The sequence below is a fragment of the Monashia sp. NPDC004114 genome, assembly GCF_053603855.1.
The window spans coordinates 99996-108839 of record NZ_JBSGGK010000014.1 but is presented as its reverse complement, the minus strand read 5'-3'; the positions used below and the strand labels follow the sequence as shown (position 1 = coordinate 108839).

Here is an 8844-nt window from a genome sequence, read left to right as displayed (position 1 = left end):
ATGGGATCACGAGGCCACTCGACTGAGTGACGCATGGGATCACGAGGCCACTCGACTGAGTGACGCATGGGATCACGAGGCCACTCGACTGAGTGACGCATGGGATCACGAGGCCACTCGACTGAGTGCCGCATGGGATCACGAGGCCACTCGAGTGAGTGGGGAGTGATCACGTCGCTCGACATACATAGGTTTTCTATGTAACCTGCTTCCTCGTGACCACGACCGTCGCCCTCGGCAACGAGCTGCTCCGCTCCTCGGCCCGCCTCTCCCGGTGGGCCAGCCGTCATGCCTCGTTCGACGTCCCCTTCGCCCAGGCGCGCCTGCTGGCCCTGCTCGACGAGCTCGGCCCGGCCCGGGTCAGCACCCTCGCGGTCGCCGACCACAGCTCTCAACCGACGATCACCGGTCAGCTCCAGCGCCTCGAGGCGCACGGCTGGGCCCGGCGCGAGCAGGACCCCGACGACGCCCGGGCCAGCCTGATGTCACTCACGGACGAAGGGCGCCGCAAGCTCGACAGCCTTCGCGACGCGCGGGTCGCCGTGCTTGCCCCGCTTCTCGAAGAGCTCGATGACGACGGCGTCGAGGAGCTGCGCACCGCGGTCGCCGTCCTCGGCCGCCTCCTCGACTCGGCCGCGCGCTCGACACCGCGCCCACGCCCCACGGCCGCTGCACGCACGACCTCGGCCGGCAGCCCTGCGTCACCCGTCAGCGCTCCGTCACCTGTCCGCGCGACCTAGCCGGACGGCATACCCCCTCGGGTGCCACGAGCGCCCCGACCGCAGTACACCTTCAGAGAAAGGAACCCGCCCGCTCATGTGGCGCCAACCCAAGACCGTCTGGTCCGTCGCCTTCGCCTGCGTGATCTCGTTCATGGGCATCGGACTGGTGGACCCGATCCTCAAGCCGATCGCCGACGAGCTCGGTGCCGGGCCCTCGCAGGTCTCGCTGCTGTTCACGAGCTACATGGCCGTCATGGGCGTCGCGATGCTCGGCACCGGGTGGGTGAGCAGCCGCGTCGGGGCTAAGCGGACCCTCCTGCTTGGACTCGTCCTCATCATCGTCGGCGCGGCCCTGGCCGGCAGCCAGGACACGGTCGGCGGCATCGTCGCGTTCCGCGCCCTGTGGGGCCTCGGGAACGCCCTGTTCATCGCCACCGCCCTGGCGACCATCGTCAACGCCGCGGCCGGCTCGGTCGGCCAGGCGATCATCCTCTACGAGGCCGCTCTCGGCGTCGGCATCGCGACGGGCCCGCTCCTCGGCGGCTGGCTGGGCGGCATCTCCTGGCGTATGCCGTTCTACGGCGTGGCCGTGCTCATGGCGGTCGCGTTCATCGCCACGGCGACCACCTTGCCGCCCACACCGCGATCGCCCCAGCCGACCTCGATCCTGGCGCCGCTGCGCGCGCTTCGTCACCGCGGCCTGCTCACCGTCGGCATCACCGCGCTGTTGTACAACTTCGGCTTCTTCACGCTGCTGGCGTTCACGCCCTTCCCGCTGGCGATGGGCGCCCACGAGATCGGCCTGATCTTCTTCGGCTGGGGCGTGCTGCTCGCGATCACCTCGGTCTTCGTCGCGCCGATGATCCAGCGGCGGTACGGCACCCTGCCCGGCGTCGTCGGCGCGCTGCTCGGCTTCGGCGTGATCCTCACGGCGATGGCGATCTGGACCGACCACCAGGCCGTGCTCGTCGTCGGCGTCATCGTGGCCGGCGCCTTCCTCGGCGTGAACAACACGCTCATCACCGAGACGGTCATGAAGGTCGCTCCGGTCGAGCGCGGGGTGGCCTCTGCGGCATACAGCTTCGTCCGCTTCAGCGGCGGCGCGATCGCCCCCTGGCTGGCCGGGAACCTCGGCGAGAAGTCGATCCACCTGCCCTTCTGGGTCGGCGCCCTCGCAGTGTTCCTGTCGGTCGGGGTGCTGCTGACCGCCAAGAGCATCATCACGAGGATCGACGCCCAGCCCGAACACGGTGCCGAGCCGGTCACGTCCCGAGTCGAGGCCGAGGCCCTCACCGTCGGGGACGCCTGACGCGGCCGGCCGGGGCCCCCGAAACCCCCGCCAGCCGAGGTCAGGCGAGCAGGTCGGCGAGCCCGACGTCGCCGCGGCGACGTCGGCCGCCACGGATGTCGTACGAGTCGAGCAGGAGCTCAGCCAGCTCCTCACGGTCGAGCAGGTCGAGCCGGCCCCACATCGACACGCGGTACTCGAAGGTGTGGATGACGGGAAACACCGCACCCCGCGGTGCGAGCGCCTTGCCGGTGTCCATGTCGCCGGTCCAGACCTGCACGAGCTCGCGGTCCTCGTCGTCCCAGCGCAGCCGCGCAAAGGGATGCCGTCCGGCATACCAGGCGGGCGAGCCCTCGTGAGCTTGCCCGAGCACGGCTTTGGGCAGCCGTCGCGCCAGGTCACACACGTCAGCCCACGTCGCCATCGCCCATCCTCCCGCCAGCAGCGTATGCCGCCCGGTCCCCCTGTGCGCGAACGCGGCGTTCGGTGTGGAGAGCCCAGCGGTCAGTGGAAGGTGACGGACTGACCGGCCTGCATGGCGGCATACCCCTGGGGGTCCGCCTCGAGGGCGTACCGCCGTGCCCTGCGGCGATATCGCAGGATCTGGACCAGCCCGAGGGCCCAGACGGGGTACTGCACCAGCATCGCGGCGCGGAAGGAGTCGACGTCCCACGTCGACGGGCCGCCCGGCGCCACCCGGTCGAGCACGATGCCCACGAGCGCCACCGCCGTCAGGGTCGCGACGAAGCCGCCCGTGTTGACGATGCCGGAGGCGCTGCCCAGCCGGGTCGGCGGGTTGAACGTGCGAGCCAGGTCGAAGCCGATCATCGAGCCCGGGCCACCGATCGCGATCGCGACCACGAGCATGACCAGCAGCCACGCCGGAGCTCTCCCCGGCCACAGCAGCACGACCGACCAGGCGACGACCGCGGTCCCGACGATCCACAGGACGAGGGTGCTGCGCGAGAAGGGGTAGCGCATCGTCAGGGTCCCGATGAGGGGGCTCGAGATCACCGTCGTCACGGTCATCGTCATGAGCAGGATGCTCGCGGTCGCGGGCGACACACCCTCGCCGGCCACGAGAAAGGGGAAGCCCCAGAGCATCGTGAACATGTTCGCGGCGAACTGCGACGTGAAGTGCGACCAGAGCCCCAGACGCGTCCCTGGCACGACCCAGGCAGCCTTGAGGGTCCGCGCGATCGCGGTGAGCCGCAACTCGTCGCGGTGGTGGTCCTCCGAGGGGCTGTCCCGGACGACGACGACGAGGGCGACGCCGGTCAGGATGCCCGCAGAGGCGGCCACGGCATACGACGGCGTCCATCCGAAGTGGTCGAGGGCCGCCGCGAGCGGACCGGCAGCGGCGAGCGCCCCGAGCTGGCCGAGCAGGCCGGTCAGCTGCGTCACCATCGGCGTGCGGCGAGGCGAGAACCACAGCGCCGCGATGCGCAGCACGGAGATGAACACCATCGCGTCGCCCATGCCGAGAAGCACGCGGCAGACGAGCGCGAGCGGGTACGACTCGATGAAGGCGAAGGCGAGCTGTGCGACGGTCAGGAGGCTGAGCCCGACGGTGAGCAGGCGCTTCGAGCCGTACCGGTCGAGCAGCGCGCCGACGGGCAGCTGCATCGCGGCATAGACGGCCACCTGCAGGATCGTGAAGGTGGCCAGCTGTGACGACGAGATCCCGAACCGCTCGGCGGCCTGCAGGCCGGCCACCCCGAGCGACGTGCGATGGAAGACGGCGAGGACGTAGACCGAGATGGCCGCAGCCCAGATGCCCCAGGCGCGGCGCCCGTCGAGTGGGATGCGGTGCCTGGACGGGGTCGTGCTCGTCATCCGCTCAGTTGGCTCCCGTCATCGGGATCGACGTGGCGGGCGCCTTGGGCACGCACTCGACGATGGCCCGCGCCACCGTCTTGCTCATCTCGGGCTGGAACACGCTGGGGATGATGTAGTTCGGGTTGAGCTGCTCGTCGCTGACGACCGAGGCGATCGCGTCGGCGGCCTTGATGAGCATCTCGGTCGTGACGTCAGTCGCGCGGGCGTCGAGGAGCCCTCGGAACACGCCGGGGAACGCGAGGACGTTGTTGATCTGGTTCGGGTAGTCGCTGCGGCCCGAGGCGACGACGGTCGCCCGCTGGGTCGCCTCGTAGATGTCGACCTCCGGGTCGGGGTTGGCCAGGGCGAAGACGATCCGCTCGTCGGCCATCTCGTCGATCCACTCGGGCGCCAGGATGCGTGGCGCGCTGACCCCGATGAAGACGTCCGCACCCTGCAGGCCGTCCCGCAGGGTCCCGCGCAGCCCGCGCGGGTTGGTCTTCTCGGCGAGCGCCCGCCAGGCCGGCGTCAGCGACTCGTCCTGCTTGTTGAGCAGTCCCGGCCGGTCGGAGACCACGACGTCGATCGCGCCCGCCGCGAGGAGCAGCTGGACGATCGCCGACCCGGCCGCGCCGCCGCCCGAGACGACGATCTTGGCGTCGGGCAGCTTCTTGTCGATGATCCGCAGCGCGTTCTTGAGGGCGGCGAGCACGACGATGGCGGTGCCGTGCTGGTCGTCGTGGAAGACCGGGATGCTGAGGCGCTCGCGCAGCTTGGCCTCGACCTCGAAGCACCGCGGGGCGGCGATGTCCTCGAGGTTGATGCCGCCGAAGCCGGGCGCGATGAGCTCGACGGTGCGCACGATCTCGTCGACGTCGGTGGTGTCGATGCAGATCGGCCACGCGTCGATGTCGGCGAACCGCTTGAACAGCGCCGCCTTGCCCTCCATCACCGGCAGAGCGGCCTGCGGACCGATGTTGCCCAGGCCCAGCACGGCCGAGCCGTCGGTGACGACCGCAACCGAGTTGCCCTTGATGGTCAGGCGCGGCACGTCCTCGGGGTGGTCTGCGAGAGCCTGGCTGACCCGCCCGACACCGGGCGTGTAGGCCATGGCGAGGTCCTGCCGGTTGCGGAGGTTGACCTTGGGCTCGACGCTGATCTTGCCGCCGAGGTGCAGCAGGAAGACCCGGTCGGACACCTTGTGCACGCGCACACCCTCGAGGGTCTCGACGGCGGCGACGACCTCGGTGGAGTGCTCGGCGTTGGCGGCCGAGCAGGTCAGGTCGATGACGAGGCGGTCCGGGTGCGAGTCGACGATGTCGAGGGCGGTCGTGATGCCGCCGCTGTCGGCCACCTTGACGGCCAGTGCGCCGATCACCGCGGGGTCCGTGCCGGCGTGGATCCGCATGGTGATCGAGTAGGAGGCAGTGGTGGCGCGGGCGCGTTGGATCGACTCTGTCACCGCGCAATCGTCCCACGATCCGAGAAACACCCCGGAAATCGTCCGAGGACCGGCCAGTAACAAGGTTCGGGCGTGGGTCGCGGACTCAGCCGAGCGGCATACGACAATGGGCGGGTGACGACGCACGGGGACGCCGCCCTGGTGGAGCGGCGCGACGACGAGTATGCCGGCCTGACGGGCTCCGAGGTCGCCGCGCGCGTGGCGCGTGGCGAGGTCAACCAGCTCTCCGAGCGCACCTCGCGCTCGCTCGGCGAGATCTTCCGCGCGAACGTGCTGACGCGGTTCAACGCGATCCTCGGTGCCCTCTTCGTCCTCGTCATGACGACGGGGTCGCTCGCGGACGGGCTCTTCGGCGTCGTCCTCGTCCTCAACTCCGCGATCGGCATCGTGCAGGAGTACCTCGCCAAGCGAAAGCTCGACCGCCTGGCGCTGCTCAACGCCCCCACGACACGGGTGGTGCGCGACGGCGCGGTGCAGGTCGTGCCCACGAGCGAGGTGGTCCTCGACGACCTCATCGAGCTGCGGACCGGTGACGAGGTGCCTGCCGACGGCACCCTCATCGACTCTGCCGGGCTCGAGCTCAACGAGTCGAACCTCACCGGCGAATCCGACCCGGTGGGCCACGACGCAGGCGATGACATCCTGTCGGGCACGAGCGTCGTCGCCGGCTCGGGCCGGTACCGCGCGAGCCAGGTGGGCGCGGACGCCTACGTCAACCGGATCGCTGCCGACGCCCGGAAGTTCACGCGCACGCGGTCCGAGATCCAGGCGTCCATCAACACCCTGCTGAAGTACACGACCTGGGTCATCGTCTTCGCCCTGCCCATCGCGGTCTGGTCGCAGTGGCAGACCGTGGGCGACCAGGGCTGGCAGCAGGTCGTGATCCGGTCGGCGGCCGGGGTCGTGGGCCTCGTGCCCGAGGGGCTGGTGCTGCTCACCTCGGTGGCGTTCCTGCTGTCTGCCGTGCAGCTGACCCGTCAGAGCGTGCTCGTGCAGCAGCTGCCTGCGGTCGAGGGCCTGGCCCGGGTCGATGTCGTCTGCCTCGACAAGACCGGCACGCTCACGGTCGGCGAGATCGCCTTCGAGGACGTCCGGCCGCTCGACGGCCAGGATGCGGAGCAGGTCCGCAGTGCGCTTGGTGCGCTCGCGGACGATCCCAACGCCAACGGCACCCTGACTGCGGTCGCAGCCGCGGTCCCGGCCCCGGACTGGACCCGCACCCGGACGATCCCGTTCAACTCCGCCCGCAAGTGGAGCGCGGCCGTCTTCGACGCGCAGGGCACGTGGGTGCTCGGGGCGCCGGAGATGCTTCTCGCCGACGGCGACCCGATCCGCGAGCAGGTGGCCGGCCTCGCCGAGTCCGGCCGCCGCGTCGTGCTGCTCGCCTCAAGCGACGTGGACCTCACCGCGGCGACACTGCCGCCCGACCTGATCCCATCAGCACTCGTGACACTCACCGAGCAGGTGCGTCCCGACGCGAAGGAGACCCTCGCCTACTTCCGCGAGCAGGACGTGGCGATCAAGGTCATCTCCGGCGACAACCCGGTCACGGTGGGCGCCGTCGCCCGCGCTGTCGGGCTCGACGTCGGCGAGCCGGTGGACGCGCGGACCCTGCCTGACGACCCCGACCAGCTCCGCGAGATTCTTTCTCGCACAATGGTTTTCGGTCGCGTCACGCCCGAGCAGAAGCGGGCGTTCGTCCATGCTCTCCAGTCCGACGGGCACGTCGTCGCGATGACCGGTGATGGTGTGAACGACGCGCTAGCCCTCAAGGACGCCGACATCGGTGTCGCGATGGGCAACGGCGCGCAGGCGACCAAGGCGGTCGCCGAGCTCGTGCTGCTCGACGGTCGGTTCTCGCACATGCCGACCGTGCTCGCCGAGGGGCGTCGTGTCATCGGCAACGTCGAGCGCGTCGCCAACCTCTTCGTCGCCAAGAACGCCATGAGCCTCGTGGCGATCCTCGCCGCCGCCGTGATGACGGTGCCGTTCCCGTTCCTCCCGCGGCACCTCACGCTGGTGTCCGCGGTGACGATCGGGATCCCGGCGTTCTTCCTCGCCCTCGGGCCGAACAAGCGCCGCTACCTGCCCGGATTCCTCGGCCGGATCCTGCGGTTCGCCGTGCCGTCCGGCGCCGTCGCCGGACTCGCGGTCATCGTCTCCTACCTGCTCGCGGGCAGCCACTACGGAGTGCCGCAGGACGAGTTCGCGAGCCGCTGCGGCCTCGAGGCCGGGACTCGGACGGTGGCCGATGTCGCCTGCTGGCAGCCGGGCACCGGTGCCACGATCACGCTGCTCACGGTGTTCTTCTGGATCCTCATCGTGCTCGCGCGGCCGTTCGTGCTCTGGAAGGCGCTGCTCGTCGGCTCGATGATCGCGCTCGCGGTGCTCGCCTTCGTGGTGCCGTTCGCGGCGAACTTCTTCAACTTCGACGCTCCGGCGTCGCTCGTGTGGCAGTCGCTGGCGGTCGGTGTCGTCGGGGCCGCGGTCGTCGAGGCGATCTACCGGCTGTCCCCCTCGGTGACGCACGCCCATCACCAGCCCGACTGACGGTCGGGGGCTTCTCGCTGGGGCTGGGCACCCTGACCCCGCAACACACCGAGCAGCCGCAAACTCCGCTGGAAATAACCGTCGACGTTTGCGGCTGCTCGGTGTGTTGCGGGGTGAACGCCCTCGACGCAGGCCCGCGCCAGGCCCTGTCGCCGCGCGTGCGGCTCGGTGGCGACGTTGTTGAGCAGCCCCCAGACACCGTTGGGGTTGACCGGCGACGGCGTCTCGAACCGCAGGGCGCCCATGGCGCCGGCCACGACGTCCCCGTCAGGCCCCTCGGCCAGCACCACCAACGTATGCCGTCCGGGCAGCTCCCGCTCGAGCCACTCCGTCGCCGCCCTCCGCCACGCGTCGTCGTCGACGCCTGCGACTCCCATGGCGCTGAACATGAGAGCGCGAAGGCGGATCACCGCGTCGATGTCGTCACGCGTTGCGGGGCGAATCGTCCACTCGCTCATGACGATCCGCCGTTCGCGAGCCATCGCGCCAAGCCGCGCTCCCCCGCTCGCATCATCCACGTGTGGTTGAGCGTGAGCAGCGGCCGGGCCAGCGGGACGAAATGCTCGAGTCCTGCGGCCGTGACCGTCGCCTCCTGTCGGTAGTCGGCGATCGTCGCTGCGCCCGGGGAGCCGTCAGCGGCATACGAACCTGCTCCGGTTGCGTCGGGGTCGGGCGACACGCGGAACTCGCTCCATCCCTCGAGGTCCCCGCCGAGCCGGACCCGGAGGACGCCCGCCTGTGAGTCCTCGATCTCACGGGTGAGCACGAGGTCCAGCGTGTAGGGCAGCATGCTCCGCACGAAGGCGTGGCCGCTTTCGTCGTCGATCCGGCGGATCGCACGCACCTGCGGCCACCAAAGCGGGTACCGGTCGACGTCGGCCAGTGCGTCGAACGTCGCCGCCGGGTCGGCCGGCACGTGCCACAGGTGACGGAACCTGAAGATGCCCACGCTTCAGCCTCGCACGTACCGGGGGCTACCCTCTCGGCACCGTGGGACAGGGCGC

General features: G+C 70.3%; 8 protein-coding genes. 3 read left to right on the top strand and 5 right to left on the bottom strand.

Annotated elements, in window-relative coordinates; genetic code table 11:
- The first annotated feature begins 215 nt into the window (after positions 1 to 215).
- Together ACWEOW_RS17590 and ACWEOW_RS17585 are read left to right on the top strand one after the other, a co-directional pair.
- Positions 216 to 740 (top strand): MarR family winged helix-turn-helix transcriptional regulator, encoded by a 525-nt coding sequence (locus tag ACWEOW_RS17590; RefSeq protein ID WP_452270521.1) that lies wholly within the window; start codon positions 216 to 218, stop codon positions 738 to 740.
- Positions 741 to 816: 76 nt separating this feature from the next.
- Positions 817 to 2031, top strand: a complete 1215-nt coding sequence (locus tag ACWEOW_RS17585) for an MFS transporter (RefSeq protein ID WP_452270520.1) — start codon at positions 817 to 819, stop codon at positions 2029 to 2031.
- 40 nt (positions 2032 to 2071) lie between these two features.
- Here ACWEOW_RS17585 and ACWEOW_RS17580 read toward each other — a convergent pair whose 3' ends face one another.
- The 3 genes from ACWEOW_RS17580 to ACWEOW_RS17570 form a co-directional block, all read right to left on the bottom strand.
- On the bottom strand, positions 2072 to 2434 hold the full coding sequence (locus ACWEOW_RS17580) for a hypothetical protein (RefSeq protein WP_452270519.1): 363 nt from the start codon (positions 2432 to 2434) through the stop codon (positions 2072 to 2074).
- A gap of 80 nt (positions 2435 to 2514) precedes the next feature.
- Positions 2515 to 3846, bottom strand: a complete 1332-nt coding sequence (locus ACWEOW_RS17575) for an MFS transporter (RefSeq protein WP_452270518.1) — start codon at positions 3844 to 3846, stop codon at positions 2515 to 2517.
- A 4-nt stretch (positions 3847 to 3850) separates the two neighbouring features.
- A complete protein-coding gene (locus ACWEOW_RS17570) occupies positions 3851 to 5236 on the bottom strand; it encodes a malic enzyme-like NAD(P)-binding protein (protein WP_452270560.1) in 1386 nt (461 codons plus the stop codon).
- A gap of 126 nt (positions 5237 to 5362) precedes the next feature.
- Here ACWEOW_RS17570 and ACWEOW_RS17565 point away from each other — a divergent pair, with 126 nt between their 5' ends.
- A complete protein-coding gene (locus ACWEOW_RS17565) occupies positions 5363 to 7840 on the top strand; it encodes an HAD-IC family P-type ATPase (RefSeq protein WP_452270517.1) in 2478 nt (825 codons plus the stop codon).
- On the opposite strand, the gene ACWEOW_RS17560 is transcribed toward ACWEOW_RS17565, so the two are convergent.
- On the bottom strand, positions 7825 to 8298 hold the full coding sequence (locus ACWEOW_RS17560; protein ID WP_452270516.1) for a GNAT family N-acetyltransferase: 474 nt from the start codon (positions 8296 to 8298) through the stop codon (positions 7825 to 7827). The two genes, ACWEOW_RS17565 and ACWEOW_RS17560, sit on opposite strands and share 16 nt — an antisense overlap.
- Entirely contained in the window at positions 8295 to 8789 is a 495-nt protein-coding gene (locus ACWEOW_RS17555; protein ID WP_452270515.1) for an SRPBCC family protein, read from the bottom strand. Before ACWEOW_RS17555 ends, ACWEOW_RS17560 begins: the two co-directional genes overlap by 4 nt.
- Between the last annotated feature and the right edge of the window lie 55 nt (positions 8790 to 8844).